Below are 16,726 nucleotides of genomic sequence, written 5' to 3'. Positions count from 1 at the left end.
AATTTGATCGGGGCTGGTTGGAGGATCGCGGCTGTGCCAATTGCTCCGTCATTGCGAGCGTAGCGAAGCAATCCAGAATCTTACCGCGGCGACAGTCTGGATTGCTTCGCTACGCTCGCAATGACGAGGTACCCCAGACATGAGAAAGCGCCCGTGGGGGGCGGGCGCTTTCCGTAGTCGACTTGGGGTTGGGGTCGTCTACATATCCACGTGGCGACTTTGGGGGGCTGGTAAAGAGCCGCGTGAATTCACAAAACTCGTCAAATCTCCTTATCGAACGAGGGATGCGTTCGAGCTGGTGATAACAACCGGCTTGCCGGCCTTGATGACGCGGGCGGTCTGGGTCAGACCTTCGTCCGAACCCGTGCGCGCCGCCGTGATGCCGAAGCCTGCCACCGCGATGCCGGCGACGAGGGCTACGACCACGATTTTCAAGTGGGTCGAGCGATCGGCGCTGTAAATCGAGTGGTTCATGGAAGGCTCCTGCCGCCATCTACCCGAAGTAGTCGCTACCCTGTTGGGGGAGGTTCATGCTTCCGGTCCCCAACAACCTAGTATTGGGGGGATTCGTTCCCAAGGGGCGATCACAAGAGCGTGACAGGACGTGAAAGATCGCGATCGAAAGCGACCCCTCAATCGTTCGATTATATAATTATTTCAAAGGTGTAATGTGCTTGCGAGGCGCCTTGTTTGCATTTGGTCGACAAGGCGCCAGGAACTCAAAAACCATTTGCCTGTGGCCGAAAAACATACGGCTTCTTAAGGCAAATCAGATGCTTCCGACCGTTTTCAATCTCGCCCTGGGGTGGATTTCAGCCTGCGACAGCACCGTCGTCTGGGCCCGGAACCGCTCGACGAGGGAGCGTACGAAGGGACGAATTGCCGCAGACGTGACCAGCACCGGCGCCTCGCCTTCGCGCGCGGCGCGCTCGAAGGCCTCGCGCATGCCGGTCATGAATTCCGACAGCTTCGAGGGCTGCATCGCGAGGCTGCGTTCCTCGCCCTGGCCGATGATGGATTCGGCGAAGGCCTGTTCCCACCGCGCTGACAGCGCGATCAGCGGCAGATAACCGCTGTAGGAGGTGTTTTGCGCGCAGATCTGCCGCGCGAGGCGGGCGCGGACATGCTCGACCATGGTCGCGGGATTGCGCGAGAAGGCGAGCGAGTCGGCGATGCCTTCCAGGATGGTCGAGAGGTCGCGGATCGAGATGCGCTCGGCGAGCAGCAGCTGCAGCACGCGCTGGATGCCGGAGACCGTGACCTGGCCCGGCACGATGTCCTTGACCAGCTCGCCCTGCTCCTTCGGCAGCTCCTTGAGCAGCTTCTGCACCTCGCCGTAGGAGAGCAGGTCCGACATGTTGGCCTTGAGCAGCTCGGTGAGGTGGGTCGAGAGCACGGTCGCGGCGTCGACGACGGTGTAGCCCTTGAGCGAGGCTTCTTCTTTGAGGCTGGCATCGACCCAGGTTGCGGGCAGGCCGAAGGTCGGCTCGGTGGTATGGATGCCGGGCACCTGCACCTGGCTGCCGCCGGGGTCCATGACCATGAACTGGTTCGGCCAGATCTTGCCGGTGCCGGCGTCCACTTCCTTGATCTTGATGATGTAGGTGTTGGCTTCGAGCTGGACGTTATCGAGGATGCGCACGGCGGGCATCACAAAGCCCATCTCGATCGCGAGCGAGCGGCGCAGCGCCTTGATCTGCTCGGTGAGGCGGTCGGTGCCATCAGGGCCGTTGACCAGCGGCAGTAGCGCATAGCCGAGCTCGATCTTGAGATCGTCGATCTTGAGCGCGGCGGAGATCGGCTCTTCGGCCGCAGCGGCGCCAGGTGAACCCGGCGTTCCCGGAGCGGGTGCGGTCTTTGCAACTTCGTCAGCCCTGGCAGTCGCCCGGTTGCGGTTGCGGGCGTGCCAGGCGAGCGCACCGGCGCCGCCGCCGAGCGCCAGGAAGGGGATGGTCGGAATGCCCGGCAGCGCCGCCAGCACCAGCATGACCGCCGCGGACATCGCCAGCGCCTGCGGATAGCCGGAGAACTGTTTCATCAGCGCCTTGTCGGCGGCGCCGGACACGCCGGCCTTGGAGACGAGCAGGCCGGCCGCGGTCGAAACGATCAGCGCCGGCACCTGGGTGACGAGGCCGTCACCGACGGTCAGCAGCGTGTAGCTGCGCCCGGCATCGGCGAAGGAGAGGCCTTGCTGCGCGACACCGATGATCATGCCGCCGACGATGTTGATGAAGACGATCAAAAGGCCCGCGATGGCATCGCCGCGAACGAATTTGGAGGCACCGTCCATGGCGCCGAAGAAGCCGCTCTCGTCCTCCAGATCCTTGCGCCGCTGCTTGGCGACCTTCTCGTCGATCAGGCCGGCGGAGAGATCGGCGTCGATCGCCATCTGCTTGCCGGGCATGGCGTCGAGGTGGAAGCGGGCGGCGACTTCGGCGATACGGCCCGAACCCTTGGTGATGACGACGAAGTTGACGATGATCAGGATGGCGAAGACGATGATACCGATGACGAAATTGCCGCCCATCACGAAGCTGCCGAAGGCTTCGATGACGTGACCGGCGGCATCCGTGCCCTCGTGCCCGTGCGACAGGATCAGGCGGGTCGAGGCCATGTTCAGCGACAGGCGCAGCATCGTCGAGATCAGGAGGACGGTCGGGAAGGCGGAGAATTCCAGCGGCGCCTGGATGAACAGCGACGTCATCAGGATCAGGATCGAGAGCGTGATCGAGATCGCCAGGAACAGGTCGAGCACGATCGCGGGCAGCGGCAGGATCAGCACCACCAGGATGGTGAGGACGCCGAGCGCCAGCGCGATATCGCCGCGCTTGAGGATGTTGCCGATCTCGGTAAGGGTCGGGAAGCCGGCGTTCGTGCTGCCTACGCCCTGTCCCGCGGTGACGTCGACCATGGTAGCTGCTCCCCCGCGCGACTGCCGTCCGCGCGCCCCAAATGTCTGCGCGGCGGCCGAAGGGCCGCCGTTTCGAAAGTGAGGCACCGCACTGGCGTCCACGGGGAACCTCCCGTTCTACGCGGCTGACGACACTCGACTTCACTCGGCAATTCTTGCCGGGTGTATGGTTAGCAAAGGGTTAACGGAGGGTGCGGCAGGAGGTCAGACCGGGGTGTTTCGGGCACCTGGCAGGGACGAAGTCGTCATGCCCGGGCTTGTCCCGCCTGCGCGGCCCAAGCCGCTTCGGCGCGGCGAAGGCCCGGGGATCCCCACGTTCTTCATGTCGCGCCCAAGCCGTGGATGGCCGGGACGAGCCCGGCCATGACGTTGTGGAAGCGTTTGGCGCCGAAATCAGCTGCGGAGGACGTAGCCCTACTGCGCCTTCTGCATCGTCGTTACCGTATACCCCGAGGCCGCCTCCTCGGCCTCGAAGGTCACCTTGTCGCCGACCTTCACCTGCTTGAGCAAAGCGGGGTCCTTGACGCGATAGACCATGGTCATGGGCTCATCCATGCCGAGGCTTTTCGCCGGTCCGTGCTTGAGCGTGATCTTGCCGGCGCCTTCGTCGATCTTCTTGACCTCGCCGCTGATCGCGGCGCCCTGGGCCGCGAAGGCTTCGGCGGCAAGGCCGACGGTCAGCGCCAGCGCTGCGGCGATACGGATGGTGCGGTTCATGGGAGTCTTCCTTGTTACTTCACGGTGACGTGGCCGACCATGCCGTAGTCGCGGTGGTCGGGAATCAGGCAGGAGAATTCGAACGTGCCGGCCTTGCTGAACTTCCAGAGGATCTCGGCCGTCTTGTTCGGTGCGAGCCGGACACCGTTGGGATCGTCGTGCTCCATGTGCGGATGCTTCTTCATCTCCACGGCATGCGCGAGATTCTCCTTCGTCGTGGCGAGCAGGAATTCATGGTCCTCCTTGCCGACATTGCGCAGCACGAAACGAATCTGCTCGCCGCGTTTGACCTCGATCCTGGCGGGCGCGTAGTCCATCTCGTTCAGCAGGATCTCGATCGTGCGCGCGGGCTTCCTGGGATCGCCGGGCTCGCCGGCCGAAAAGGTCCCGTGCCCGTGCTGGTCGTGGGCAAACGCCGGTGCGGTCGAAAGCGCAGCCAGCGCAAGTCCGAGTTTGATCGTCTTCTTCATCTTGTTCTCCAGTTGGTGGTTCATCGAAACGCTCACATCTTCATGTTCTTCATCGGCGCGCCTTGCTGCCGCGCCGGCTCGGCGGACGGCGGCGTGACCTCGTAGGCGACGGTGCCTTGCGGGAATTGGTAGGGGCCGGGATCGCGGTAATCGTCGCGCGCGAGGTCGTCGCGGATCTTCATCACCGTGAACATGCCGCCCATCTCGATCGGCCCGAACTGACCGGTGCCGGTCATCATCGGCAGCGTGTTGTCGGGCGCGGGCATCTCCATGTTGCCCATGGCCATGCCGGTCGAACCCATCGCCATGGCATCGGGCGCGAGCTTGCCGACGGCCCTGGCGAGGTCCTTGCGCGACACGCCAATCAGATTGCGCACCTCGTGCCCCATCGCGTTCATGGTGTGGTGCGACTTGTGGCAGTGGAACGCCCAGTCGCCGGGATTGTCGGCGAGCACGTCGAACACCCGCACCGCGCCCACGGGTACATCGGTGGTCGTCTCCAGATATTGCGCGCTCTCCGGAATCCAGCCGCCATCGGTGCAGGTCACCGCAAAGCTGTGGCCGTGCAGATGGATCGGATGGTTGGTCATGCTGAGATTGCCGATGCGCACGCGCACCTTGTCGCCGAGCCTGACCGGCAAGGGATCGATGCCGGGAAACACCCGCGAATTCCAGGTCCACATGTTGAAGTCGGTCATCTCGTTGACCTGCGGCAGGTATGTGCCGGGATCGACGCGATAGGTGCTCATCACGAAGACGAAGTCGCGGTCGACGGGCCGGAAGCTTTGATCGCGCGGATGCACGACGACCATGCCCATCATGCCCATCGCCATCTGCACCATCTCGTCGGAATGCGGGTGGTACATGAAGGTCCCGCTCTTCTTCATCTCGAACTCGTAGACGAAGGTTTTTCCCGGCTGGATGTGCGGCTGCGTCAGTCCGCCGACACCGTCCATGCCGCTGGGAATGATCATGCCGTGCCAGTGCACGGTGGTGTATTCGGGCAGCCTGTTGGTGACGAAGACACGAATCTTGTCGCCTTCGACCGCCTCGATGGTCGGGCCCGGTGACTGGCCGTTATAGCCCCACAGATTCACTTTCATGCCTTCGGCGAACTCGCGCACCACGGGTTCGGCGACGAGATGGAATTCCTTCCAGTCGCCGTTCATGCGGAACGGCAGTGACCAGCCGTTCAGCGTGACCACGGGGCGGTAGTCCGGGCCGCTGATCGGATGCAGCGGCGGCTGCATCACCACCTTGTCCATGTGAGGCGCTTCCGGAATGGACGCGGCCTGCACACGGCCGCTGACGGCTGACGCGCTGGCAAGCGCGGCGGTGCCCAAAAATCCTCGGCGGGAATACATGTTGGCCTCCATCTCAGTGACCGCCATCGGCAGGCGCTGCCGCGGCGATGGTGGTTGAAGTGTCGCCGCCCGACGCAGGTGCGCCGCCGCCGTTGACGGCAGTCTGGAGGTCGGACTGGGCGAGGAAGAGTTTTTGCTTGGCATCGATCGCGCCGCGCAGCGACGCCAGGCGCTGCCGCGCTTCGGTGAGCAGCGCGAAAATATCGACCTGCATGCTGGAGAAGCGCAGCTGCATCTCCTCGGTGATGATCTTGCGCAGGGGCAGGATCTCGCGCTGATAATGGCTGGCGATGTCGTAGCTGGAGCGATAGGCGCGATAAGCATCGCGCGCCTCGGAGCGAACGTTGACGGCGCGCTCGGTCAGGCGGTTGAAGGCGAGATTGTAGGTCTCCGCCGCTTGCCGCACCCGCACCTCGCCGCCGTCGAAGATCGGGATCTGGAACTGCACGTCAAAACCACGTTCGCGGAACGGCGGGCCCTCGGGATCCTGGGTGCGGCGGGAGATACCGGCGAGGTCGAGCAGCGTGACGAAGCGCGTCGCCTCGGTGAGGTTGAGTGACTTTGCCAGCGCCGTCAGCTCCAGCCGCGCGATCTGAAGATCGATGCGATGGGCCACCGCATCGGCCTCGATCGAGGGCAGTGCCTGCGGCCGGCGCGGCAGCGGCGGCAGTTGATCGGGCAGACGGAAGTCGAGGCCGCCGTCCCACAGCCCCATCAGGCGCGCGAGCCTTTCGCGCGCGCTCGTTGCCGCCTGCCGCGCGGTGGCGAGGTCGGCCGTGGTCTCGGCATAAAACACCTGCTCGCGGGCCTGGTCGAGCTTGTTGATCGAACCGGTGTCGCCGAGTTTGACCGCGAGCTGCGCCGTCGATTCCGCCGTCGCCTTCGCGTCGGTGAGCAGCGCCACCATTTCGTTGCCGGCGACTGCGCGGACATAGGCGCGCCGGACATCCGCGGCCAGCCGCAGCGTCGCCAACGCCGCGCGCAATTGCGCCTGACGGAAACGGTCGCGGGCGATGTCGGAGCGGAACGGCAGGGTGGCCAGCGCGAGGATGTCGCCAACTACCTGACGCTCTATCTCGCTCGCGCCATTGCCTGCGATGCGCGAGATCGAGAACACAGGATTGGGCGGCAGGCTCTGCTCGACCAACTCGGTCTCGGCCAGCGCCAGCTCGTTATAGGTCGCTTGCAATCCCTTGTTGTTGAGCAGCGCGATCTGCACGGCCGTCTCAGTGGTCAGCGTGCGTGCCAGCAAGCGGCGGACGGTCGCGTTGACGGCCTCCGCGCCTTCGGCCGTTCGCACGAAGGCGACGTCCTTGTTGATGGTCTGGCTGGTGAGCTCCGAGACCGTCGTCATGCCTCCGTCCGGCGAGAATGCCATGCAGCCGGAGAGTCCCAGCGCAGTGAGCACGAGCAGGCCCCGCGCAAAATGATGCGTCATGGCGCGCCCCTACCGGTCTTGCTTCGGCTGCGGTGCGACAGCGTCGTTGCGGTCGCGCCATGGCCCCGGCGTCGCGGGCCGCAGGCTGGTATAGGGCGCAATCGTCGATCGATAGCCGACGCGCGCGACCTTCGCCGCCGGATCGGCAGGATCGGCGCCGGCCACGGGCACAGTTGCCGGCATGCAGCCGGACAATATCAATGCGATTGCGGCCAGCAGCGGCCAATTGAATCGAAAGTGTCGTCCACGCGCCGCGGATGCGGCGGCGAACTTCGCCCCGGAAAGCGTAAGCATGAGTCATCCCTGATCTGTCGTAGAGACCACAGGTTCGCGCGCGCGGATGCGCGTGCGGTCCTGACGTCGTCGCGTCAGATCAGGCGATGGGAGGGCGGTAGCGCTGAGGCGGCGCCGCGCTGTGCAGGCTGACCACGATCTCGGGCGCGCAGGCGGAAATCGGCTGCAGCGGCTTGGCGATGCCGGGCAGGTCGGCCGGCAGGGCGCTCACGCACATCATCGCGCAGCACGGGCCAGCCTTGCCGTCATGGTGATGTTGGGCTGGCGCATCCTGTGCGGCAGCCTGGTGATGCGCGTGCAGGCCTGCGTGGTCATGCGACACACCGTCATGCACGTGGCCGGCCTGCATCTCGTGATGCACCGGCACGAGATCGGCGAGGAGCGCGTCGTCGAGGCACGGCGCCGGGCCGCTGCCCCAGGCGAGGGCTGCTGCCGGCGCGAGCACGCAGAACAGATAGGCGAGGGCGATGATCCGCCCCACCCTGATCCGCATCGATCGCGTCAATCGCAACAGCATTCCGCCGATAGGCTCCTCGCGCGGCAATGTTGCACACGCAGATTGCAAACTAATGGCAAAGCGCGGCTTCGCCAAGCATCTTCTTACCGCAGTGCACCGCGCATGCCCAATATCGCGGCACGATGCTTGACCCCAAGGCGGTCAGCGAACATGGTCCGGCCTGTGCACGCGCCAAATCTTCCAGGACAGAGACCGGCCTCATTCACCCCTGATTCGCGTCAGGCTTGGGTGCGGCTGTTGCTTGCGCTGCTGATCGGTTCGATCGGCGGCGTCGGCATGTGGGCGGTCGTCGTGGTGATTCCCGTCGTGCAGACCGAGTTCGCCGCCACGCGAGCAGCGGTGTCGCTGGCCTTCACGCTGATGATGTTCGGCTTCGGCCTCGGCGGCGTGATCGCCGGCAAGATCACCGACAAGTTCGGCATCGTGCCGGCGATGGCGATCAGCATCGCTTTCATTGGCGTTGCCAACGTGCTGGCGGGGCTCTCGACCCAGCTCTGGCAGTTCGTCGCGGCCTATTTCCTGATCGGGCTCGGCACCTCGGCGACCTTCGCGCCTCTGATGGCGGAGGCCTCGCACTGGTTCGAGCGCTATCGCGGACTTGCCGTGACCATCGTCGCGAGCGGCAATTACGTCGCGGGCACGATGTGGCCGCCGCTCATCAGCGAGGGCATGCAGACGATCGGCTGGCGCACCACGCATATCGGCATCGCCCTCGTTTGCGTGGTTTTGATGACGATCCTGGTGCTGGTCCTGCGCGCACAGATGGGCGACGACAAGGTCCGCAATCACGCCAATGCGCGGCCGCCGCAGGTCGATCTCAAGCTTTCGACCAACACGCTGACCGTGCTGCTCTCGATCGCCAGCATCTCCTGCTGCGTCGCCATGGCGATGCCGCAGGTGCACATCGTCGCCTATTGCGGCGATCTCGGTTACGGCGTGGCGCGTGGCGCCGAGATGCTGTCGCTGATGATGGCCTGCGGCATCGTCAGCCGCATCGGCTCGGGTTACCTTGCCGACAAGATCGGCGGCATCCGCACGCTGCTGGTCGGATCGCTGGCGCAGGGCTTTGCGCTGGTGTTCTATCTGTTTTTCGACAGCCTGACTTCGCTCTATCTGATCTCCGCGATGTTCGGCCTGTTTCAGGGCGGCATCGTGCCGAGCTACGCCATCATCGTGCGCGAGGCGATGCCGGCGAGCGAGGCGGCAACCCGCGTCGGCATCGTGATCTTCGCCTCGGTGTTCGGCATGTCCTTCGGCGGCTGGGTGTCGGGCGTCATCTTCGACGCGACGGGCTCCTACGCTGCGGCGTTCGCGAACGGCGTGGCGTGGAATGCCCTCAATGTCGGCATCGTGCTGACGCTGCTGATCCGGTCGCGAATGAACGCGGTCAAGACGGGACCGGGTTTTGCGACCTAGACTTCTCGTCCCACCTTCAGCAGCGAGCAACCGGTGATCTTGTAGCTGCCGTCCGCCTGCTGCTCGAGTGTGTAGAGCGCTTCCCAGGCTTCGCCGTTGGCGTCGATGATGTGGACGTGCTGGGAGATCCAGTTGCCTTCGCTCCTGCTCTCGCCAAACTCAAAGCTCTTGTGCCGGTAGACCGGCGCGTAGCCGTTTTGCACCATGGACATGAAGATGTCAGGGGCGGGGAAGATTTCCCTGATCGCCGGCGCGGCGTGGGAATAGGCCGCGGCCGCATCGTCGCGCGCGAAAGCCTGCTCCTGGGCGCGGATCACGCCCTGTGCCGCAGTAACGTCGGCGGCGCATGCTGGAGCGGCACCAAGGATAATCATAAGGGCGACGAGCAAGGTGGCGATGCGCATGACAGGCTCCGCGTTGAAATCCCGGCGATGCCAATCCTAGCACGCCCTCAGCGAAATACGGCGTGCTATCGCTTCCGTTTCACCGCGGGCTTTGCGGGCTTGGCGGCACGCGCCTTGGCCTTGGTGCCGGACTTGCCGGCCGGCTGCACCCGCAGCCCGTCCACGAACACGTCGAGCATGCGCAGCACCGAGGATTGCCAGCCCGGCTGGTCGTGCATGTAACACATGCCAACGAGTGCCCTGAGCAGATCCTCCGGGCTGACATCGCCGCGCATCTGGCCGGCCGCGACCGCGCGGTCGAGCAGCGAGCCGATCGCCTTGGTGAGCCGGTCCATCGAGAACGCCGCGAGTTCCGACGAGCTCTGGAACGTCAGCGCCAGCGCGGCCGACATGCCCTTTTTTGTGGCAACGAATTCGACATTGGAGCGCAGCCAGCGCCGCAGCGCGTCGACCGGGTCCTTGGCGTTCTTCAATTGCTCAGCGAGCTCGCTGAGCTGCTCGACCTCGCGCCGGTACACCGCCTCGAACAAATCCTCGCGAGTTGGAAAATGCCGATAGAGCGTGCCGATACCGACCCCGGCGCGTTTTGCGACGGCTTCCAGGCTTGCCTCGGGACCGCCCGCGTTGAACACGATTTTCGCCGCCTCGAGCACGCGCTCGCGATTGCGCACGGCATCGGCGCGGGGCTTCCGAATCTGGTCGGTCTGGTCGTCCATGACGGTAATGTAGATCACGAATTGGTTAGATTGAACCCTCGCAATGAACCCTTGCAAGGCTGCATCGCGTTGTCTGCGCATGGGCTTTTGACGAATTCCAAATATTTTTCGGCGACCCTTGTTAAGCGGAGGGTGCCTCCGTATCTTCCTTGAGATGTTGGCTGGGTTCCGCCTGGCCAACGCATATCGACAGCGGCCACGGAGGTGGCGCGCTGGCCGATGACTCATGTCCATATCTGATCGGAGCCTTGTATGAACCACTCCATCAGCCTCACCGTGAACGGTGCGCGGCGCGACTTCGTCCTCGACGATACGCGCGTCACGCTGCTCGATCTCCTGCGTGAGCGCCTCCATCTGACCGGAACCAAGAAGGGATGCGATCGCGGCCAGTGCGGCGCCTGCACCATTCTCGTCGACGGCAAGCGCATCAACTCCTGTCTTGCTCTGGCCATCAGCCATGACGGCGCCGACATCCTCACCATCGAAGGCGTCGCGCGCGGCGACCAGCTTCATCCCGTGCAGGCGGCCTTCATCGCACATGACGGCTTTCAGTGCGGCTTCTGCACGCCCGGCCAGATCATGAGCGCGATCGGCATGATGCAAGAGGCGCAGGCCGGCAACGATCCCGAGCGCATCCGCGAATGCATGAGCGGCAATCTCTGCCGCTGCGGCGCTTATGCCGGCATCGTCGATGCCGTGCTGGAAGCCCAGGCCGGCACGGACGAATCCAATCAGAGGCGCTCCGCATGAAACCGTTCGATTATATCAGGCCGGCCACAGTGGCCGAGGCCGTTGCGGCGGCCGCTAAGCCGGGCACTGCCTATCTCGCCGCCGGCACCAATCTGCTCGATCTGATGAAGGGCGGCGTCAGCCGACCGGATCGGCTGGTCGATGTCACGCATCTCGACGGACTCGATCAGATCGAGACTCTCGCCGACGGATCGTTGCGCATCGGCGCGCTGGTGAGCAACGCCGATCTCGCGCATGACGCAAACTTCGCGAAGTCCTACCCGGCCGTTGCTGAGGCGCTGCTCTCCGGTGCGTCCGCGCAACTGCGCAATGCCGCGACCGTCGGCGGCAATCTGCTGCAGCGGACGCGCTGCGCCTATTTCTACGACACCGCCAGCCGCTGCAACAAGCGCGAGGCGGGCTCTGGCTGCGACGCGCGCGAGGGCGAGAACCGCACGCATGCCGTGCTCGGCTGGAGCGAGAGCTGTATCGCCACGCATCCGTCGGACTTCTGTGTACCTCTGGTCGCGCTCGATGCCGTCGTCGAGATCGAGGGCAGGAACGGCCGCCGCGAGATCGCGCTCGACGCGCTACATCGCCTGCCGGGCAATACGCCCGAGCGTGAAACGGCGCTCGAACCCGGCGACCTCATCGTCGCGGTGCGCCTGCCGCCTGCCGCACGCAGCTTTGCCGCACATGCGCGCTATCTGAAAGTTCGCGAGCGCACGTCTTACGCGTTCGCCGTGGTCTCGACCGCGGCTGCGTTGCGGATCGAGAACGGCAAGATCGCGGAGGCGCGGCTGGCGCTCGGCGGCGTCGCCGCAAAGCCCTGGCGTGCCCGCGCCGCGGAAGATGTGCTCAAGGGCGTCGCGCCGACGAGCGACGCTTTTCAGGAAGCCGCCTGGCGCGCGCTTACCGACGCAAAGCCGTCCGGCGACAACGCCTTCAAGATCGAGCTCGCACGCCGCATCGTCGTGCGCGCGCTGACCCTTGCCGCCGCCGGTACGCCCGCGCGCATCCCCGCGCTGCCGGCCTCTCCCTTTGCCTCGACGTCCGGAGCCATCCATGCCTGAGCTTAATCTGTCCAGCTCTCCCGCCCATCTGCGCCACGGCTCGAACATCGGTCAGCCGCTGACCCGCCGCGACGGCGTCCTCAAGGTCAAGGGGCAGGCGACCTACGCCGCCGACAATCATCCGCCCGGCATGCTGCTTGCCGTGATGGCGGTCGCCAGCATCGCGCATGGCCGCGTCACCTCGCTCGATGTCGCCGCCGCAAAACGCCATCCCGGCGTCGTCGACGTCATGACACCAGACCACAAGCCACAGCTTGCGATCGACCCTGAAATCAAAACCAATCCGTTCGTGTTCCGGATGGAGGTCTTGCAGAGCAATGAGGTCCGCTACGCCAACCAGCCCATCGCCGTCGTGATCGCCGAGACGCTGGAGGCCGCGACTGAAGGCGCGGTGCTGCTGGCGCCGCGCTACGAGACGCTGCCTGCGCTGGTCGGTCTCGATGCCGGCGAGAGTTACGTGCCGCCGGTCGTCGGCGTCGGCAACCCCACCGAAAATCACCTCGGCGATGTCGAGGCCGGCCTTGCCGAGGCCGAGAAGCAGATCGACGCGCTTTACGAAACGCCGCCGCAATATCACAACGCGATGGAGCCGCATGCGATAGTGGCCGCATGGAATGGCGACAATTTGCAGATCGACATGCCGACCCAGGGTCTGATGCTGTCGCTTGCGCGCGTGGCAGAGTTGTTCGGCATCGCGCATGACAAGATCCACATCCGCAGCCCGTTCCTCGGCGGTGGCTTTGGCTCGAAGGGGCTGATGGCCGGTCCGCCGGTCCTCGGCATCATGGCCGCAAAGCTGGTCGGCAAGCCGGTCAAGCTGGTACTGCGCCGTGAGCAGATGTACGGCCCGGTCGGTCACCGTGCACCGACGCGTCAGCGGCTGCGCATTGGCACGGACGGCGAAGGGCGCCTGACTGCGCTCGATCATCACGCCCGGACCGTGTCGAGCACGTTCGACGATTTCTACGAGCCCGCGGCGGACGCCTCGCATACACTCTATGCCAGCCCATCAATCCGCACCTCGCATGACGCCGTGCGCGTCAACACCGGTACACCGCTGTTCATGCGTGCGCCCGGCGAGGCCACCGGCTCGATCGCGCTCGAAAGCGCGATCGACGAAATGGCCTGGGCGTGCGGCATCGATCCGCTGGCTTTCCGCCTGAAGAACTACGCCGAGGTCGAGCCGATCACTGGCAAGCCGTTTTCGTCCAAGGCGCTGCGTGCTTGCTACGAGCAGGGCGCGGCGCGCTTCGGCTGGTCGAAGCGTTCGCTCCAGCCCCGGCAGATGCGTGATGATGCCGGCCTTCTCGTCGGCTGGGGCATGGGCACGGCGACTTTCCCAGCGCTGATGTTCCAGGCCGAAGCGCGCGCGGTCATCCGCCGCGACGGCTCCGGCGCGATGGAAATCGGCGCGCATGACATGGGGCAGGGCGCCTGGACGGCACTCGCCCAGATCGCGGCCGACGAACTCGGGCTCGACATCGACCGTGTCGAGTTCAAGGCTGGTTCATCCGACTTGCCCGACGCCGGCATTGCCGGTGGTTCGGCGCACACCGCGACCGCGGGTGCTGCGATCCATAGCGCCGGTGCGGCCGTGGTCGCAAAGCTCGCCGATCTCGCCACCAGTGACGAGCGCTCGCCGCTGTTCGGCGCCGGCAATGCCGGCGTGATCGCGCGCGACGGCAGGCTGATCCGGCGCGACGACGAGAGCCGCGGCGAGAGCTACGTCGAGATCCTCGCCCGTGCGGGCGTTGCCGAGATCGAGGCCCGCGGCACCGGTGCGCCAAATCCTGCGGCGATGGAGGAGTATGCGATGCACGCCCATGGCGCGGTGTTCGCGGAGGTGAAGGTCGATCCCGAACTCGGCCAGGTCCGTGTCACCCGCATGGTCGGCGCTTTCGCGGCTGGGCGCATCGTCAATCCGCACCTGGTGAAGAGCCAGCTGTTCGGCGGCATGATCTGGGGCATGTCCTTCGCGCTGCATGAGGAAGCCATCACCGACCGCCGCAGCGGCCGGATCATGAATGCCAATCTCGGCGAGTACCACATCCCCGTGAATGCGGACGTGCCGCCGCTCGACGTGATCACGGTCGAGGAGCACGATCCGCATGTGAATGCGCTCGGCATCAAGGGCGTCGGGGAGATCGGCATTACCGGCAGCGCCGGCGCGGTCGCCAACGCGGTGTGGCATGCGACCGGCGTGCGGGTGCGTCGTTTCCCGATCAAGATCGAGGAGTTGCTGACCCAGCGTTGAGGCAAAAAGGCGGGACGAGATCTTCTCGTTCCGCCGCGTCCTGCTAATGCAGTTTCTTGCGGAGCGCCTTCAGCGCTTCTCGCTGCGTCTCGATGTAGTCGGCAATAGCCTTACGCAGCTCCTGCGAATGGAGCTTGTCGGTGTCGCGCTGCACTTCATCGAGCGCAGCCTCTGCATTGGCGAGCGTGATCTTCATCTTCGAGCCCAGTTATGAAGCGGCGCCGGAATGTTTCCTCGGCTTGGGTTCGCAACATATAGAGGATCGACGCGCGGAATTTGAGATGCCTCAAGCTCCGTAAGACACCGGGGCACTCCGTAAGATTCCGGATAATGTCGATGCGCCTCAAAACGTCGGCGGCGTGCAGGCCGAGATCACTTCGCACGGCTTGCCGCCGACGCAGCGGAAGCGATGCGGGCGACGGCTCTCGAAGTAGTAGGCATCGCCGGGATTGAGGATGCGGCGCTCGTCCTCGACGGTGACTTCGAGCTTGCCCGAGATCACGATGCCGCCTTCCTCGCCGTCATGGACGAGGTGAACGCGCCCGGTGTCGCTGCCGGGCTCGTAGCGCTCCTTCAGGATCTGCAGGCTGCGGCCGAACAGATTGTCGCCGATCTGGCGATACGAGATCGGCTTCTTGCCGACCTCGGTCAGCTCCTCCGCACGGTAGAAGATCTTGCGCCGCGACTCCGGCTCCAGCGCGAAGAACTCGGCGAGCCCCATCGGGATGCCGTCGAGGATGCGCTTGAGCGCGCCGACCGACGGGTTCATCTGGTTGGATTCGATCAGCGAGATCGTCGAATTGGTGACCCCGGCGCGCTTGGCGAGCTCGCGCTGCGACAGCTTGTGGTGCGCCCGGATGAATCGCAGCCGTCCACCGATGTCGACGCTCATGCCCCTGGTCCCTGTTGCAGGTGTTGCGGATCGCGCAAATATGGACCGGCAGCCCCAGTGAAATCAATGGCTTGCAGGTGACCAGAAAAGGACTTGTTGCGCTTCCGAAGCCGTGCCTCTGCTATCCGGTCAGCAAAGGAGCGTGGCCCGTGACCCTTCATCAGATTCCGAACACTATCAAGACCGACTCGTTCTGGATGCCGTTCACGGCCAACCGTCAGTTCAAGAAGGCGCCGCGCCTGTTCTCCTCGGCCGAGGGCATGCACTACACCACCGTCGACGGCCGCAAGGTGATCGACGGCTCCGCCGGCCTCTGGTGCGTCAATGCCGGCCACGGCCGCAAGCAGATCGCCGCCGCGGTCGAGCGCCAGCTGATGACGCTGGACTTCGCGCCGTCGTTCCAGATGGGCCATCCGCTGGCATTCGACTTCGCCGAGCGTCTCGCCGAGATCGCGCCGAAGGGCCTCGACCGCATCTTCTTCACCAACTCCGGCTCCGAGTCGGTCGACACTGCGCTGAAGATCGCGCTCGCCTATCACCGCGCCAACGGCCAGGCGAGCCGCACCCGTCTGATCGGCCGCGAGCGCGGCTATCACGGCGTCGGCTTCGGCGGCATGTCGGTCGGCGGCATGGTCGCCAATCGCCGCGCGTTTGCGACCCACCTGCCGGGCGTCGACCACATCCGCCACACCCACGATCTCACCCGCAACGCCTTCGCCAAGGACCAGCCTGAGCATGGCGCCGAGCTCGCCGACGATCTCGAGCGTCTGGTCGGCCTGCATGGCGCCGAGACGATCGCCGCCGTCATCGTAGAGCCGGTGCCGGGCTCGACCGCGGTGCTGCCGCCGCCGAAGGGCTATCTTAAGCGTCTGCGCGAGATCTGCGACAAGCACGGCATCCTGCTCATCTTCGACGAGGTCATCACCGGCTTCGGCCGCCTCGGCACGCCGTTCGCCGCCGACTTCTTCGGCGTCACGCCGGACCTGATGACGACGGCCAAGGGCATCACCAACGGCACCATTCCCTGCGGCGCGGTGTTCGCGAGCCGCAAGGTTCACGACGGCCTGATGGTCGGCCCGGAGAACCAGATGGAGCTGTTCCACGGCTACACCTATTCCGCGCATCCGACCGCCTGTGCCGCCGGCATCGCGACGCTCGACATCTACAAGGACGAGGGTCTGCTCACGCGCGGTGCGTCGATCGCCGGGTACTGGGGCGATGCGCTGCATTCGCTGAAGGGCCTGCCGAACGTCGTCGACATCCGCAATTGCGGCCTGATGGGCGCTGTCGAGCTGTCGTCGCGTGACGGTGCGGTCGGCGCGCGTGGTTACGACGTCATGGTCGATTGCTTCAATCGCGGTCTGTACTTCCGCATGAGCGGCGATAGCTTCGCGCTGTCGCCGCCCCTCATCGTCGAGAAGAGCCATATCGACGATATGGTCTCGATCCTCGGCGACGCCATCAAGCGGGTGGCCTGATAATTGCTCTCGCCGTTGCGGAGTTTGTTCTTGCAGCGGCGAGCGTGATGCCG

Annotated in this window: 17 protein-coding genes; 5 read left to right on the top strand and 12 right to left on the bottom strand. The window is 65.1% G+C overall.

Annotation, left to right across the window (positions count from 1 at the left end):
• Positions 1–270: 270 nt before the first annotated feature.
• The 8 genes from AB7290_RS35895 to AB7290_RS35860 form a co-directional block, all read right to left on the bottom strand.
• Complete coding sequence (locus AB7290_RS35895; RefSeq protein ID WP_014497685.1) at positions 271–474, bottom strand: hypothetical protein; 204 nt, start codon at positions 472–474, stop codon at positions 271–273.
• 295 nt (positions 475–769) lie between these two features.
• The gene (flhA, locus tag AB7290_RS35890) at positions 770–2,911 is read right to left on the bottom strand and encodes a flagellar biosynthesis protein FlhA (RefSeq protein ID WP_441254242.1); all 2,142 of its coding nucleotides are present in this window, start codon (positions 2,909–2,911) and stop codon (positions 770–772) included.
• Between the two features lie 414 nt (positions 2,912–3,325).
• Positions 3,326–3,628, bottom strand: a complete 303-nt coding sequence (locus tag AB7290_RS35885) for a copper-binding protein (RefSeq protein WP_085403227.1) — start codon at positions 3,626–3,628, stop codon at positions 3,326–3,328.
• 14 nt (positions 3,629–3,642) lie between these two features.
• A complete protein-coding gene (locus AB7290_RS35880) occupies positions 3,643–4,098 on the bottom strand; it encodes a cupredoxin domain-containing protein (RefSeq protein ID WP_028149531.1) in 456 nt (151 codons plus the stop codon).
• A 32-nt stretch (positions 4,099–4,130) separates the two neighbouring features.
• A complete protein-coding gene (locus tag AB7290_RS35875) occupies positions 4,131–5,462 on the bottom strand; it encodes a copper oxidase (protein ID WP_085403316.1) in 1,332 nt (443 codons plus the stop codon).
• Between the two features lie 13 nt (positions 5,463–5,475).
• A complete protein-coding gene (locus tag AB7290_RS35870; RefSeq protein ID WP_085403228.1) occupies positions 5,476–6,900 on the bottom strand; it encodes a TolC family protein in 1,425 nt (474 codons plus the stop codon).
• Positions 6,901–6,909: 9 nt separating this feature from the next.
• Entirely contained in the window at positions 6,910–7,194 is a 285-nt protein-coding gene (locus AB7290_RS35865; RefSeq protein ID WP_085403229.1) for a hypothetical protein, read from the bottom strand.
• 79 nt (positions 7,195–7,273) lie between these two features.
• Positions 7,274–7,711: a hypothetical protein gene (locus AB7290_RS35860; RefSeq protein WP_085403230.1), complete on the bottom strand. Its 438-nt coding sequence runs from the start codon at positions 7,709–7,711 to the stop codon at positions 7,274–7,276.
• Between the two features lie 150 nt (positions 7,712–7,861).
• Here AB7290_RS35860 and AB7290_RS35855 point away from each other — a divergent pair, with 150 nt between their 5' ends.
• Entirely contained in the window at positions 7,862–9,127 is a 1,266-nt protein-coding gene (locus AB7290_RS35855; protein WP_071916413.1) for an MFS transporter, read from the top strand.
• Here AB7290_RS35855 and AB7290_RS35850 read toward each other — a convergent pair.
• Both AB7290_RS35850 and AB7290_RS35845 read right to left on the bottom strand, forming a co-directional pair.
• A complete protein-coding gene (locus tag AB7290_RS35850) occupies positions 9,124–9,531 on the bottom strand; it encodes a DUF4864 domain-containing protein (protein WP_085403231.1) in 408 nt (135 codons plus the stop codon). The two genes, AB7290_RS35855 and AB7290_RS35850, sit on opposite strands and share 4 nt — an antisense overlap.
• 65 nt (positions 9,532–9,596) lie before the next feature.
• Positions 9,597–10,247 carry a TetR/AcrR family transcriptional regulator gene (locus AB7290_RS35845; RefSeq protein ID WP_193560905.1) on the bottom strand — a complete coding sequence of 217 codons (651 nt, stop codon included), beginning with the start codon at positions 10,245–10,247 and terminating at the stop codon, positions 9,597–9,599.
• A gap of 252 nt (positions 10,248–10,499) precedes the next feature.
• Between AB7290_RS35845 and AB7290_RS35840 the strand changes: the two genes are divergently transcribed.
• The 3 genes from AB7290_RS35840 to AB7290_RS35830 are packed head-to-tail and all read left to right on the top strand — an operon-like array spanning position 10,500 to position 14,303.
• Positions 10,500–10,997 carry a (2Fe-2S)-binding protein gene (locus AB7290_RS35840; protein ID WP_085403233.1) on the top strand — a complete coding sequence of 166 codons (498 nt, stop codon included), beginning with the start codon at positions 10,500–10,502 and terminating at the stop codon, positions 10,995–10,997.
• Positions 10,994–12,049 (top strand): FAD binding domain-containing protein, encoded by a 1,056-nt coding sequence (locus AB7290_RS35835; protein ID WP_085403234.1) that lies wholly within the window; start codon positions 10,994–10,996, stop codon positions 12,047–12,049. Before AB7290_RS35840 ends, AB7290_RS35835 begins: the two co-directional genes overlap by 4 nt.
• On the top strand, positions 12,042–14,303 hold the full coding sequence (locus tag AB7290_RS35830; RefSeq protein WP_085403235.1) for a xanthine dehydrogenase family protein molybdopterin-binding subunit: 2,262 nt from the start codon (positions 12,042–12,044) through the stop codon (positions 14,301–14,303). The genes AB7290_RS35835 and AB7290_RS35830 overlap by 8 nt, the downstream gene beginning before the upstream one ends.
• Before the next feature lie 43 nt (positions 14,304–14,346).
• Here AB7290_RS35830 and AB7290_RS35825 read toward each other — a convergent pair whose 3' ends face one another.
• On the bottom strand, positions 14,347–14,499 hold the full coding sequence (locus AB7290_RS35825) for a hypothetical protein (protein WP_166082130.1): 153 nt from the start codon (positions 14,497–14,499) through the stop codon (positions 14,347–14,349).
• Between the two features lie 147 nt (positions 14,500–14,646).
• Complete coding sequence (locus AB7290_RS35820) at positions 14,647–15,195, bottom strand: cupin domain-containing protein (protein ID WP_014497670.1); 549 nt, start codon at positions 15,193–15,195, stop codon at positions 14,647–14,649.
• Between the two features lie 149 nt (positions 15,196–15,344).
• On the opposite strand from AB7290_RS35820, the gene AB7290_RS35815 reads away from it, so the two are divergent.
• Positions 15,345–16,673 (top strand): aspartate aminotransferase family protein, encoded by a 1,329-nt coding sequence (locus AB7290_RS35815; protein ID WP_085403317.1) that lies wholly within the window; start codon positions 15,345–15,347, stop codon positions 16,671–16,673.
• Positions 16,674–16,726: the final 53 nt, after the last annotated feature.

The organism is Bradyrhizobium sp. 613_E4_N2_2 (assembly GCF_052075995.1).
Classification (GTDB): Bacteria; Pseudomonadota; Alphaproteobacteria; order Rhizobiales; family Xanthobacteraceae; genus Bradyrhizobium; species Bradyrhizobium barranii.
Note: the sequence above shows the minus strand (reverse complement) of the source record. Positions and strands in the feature narration are given on the sequence as shown.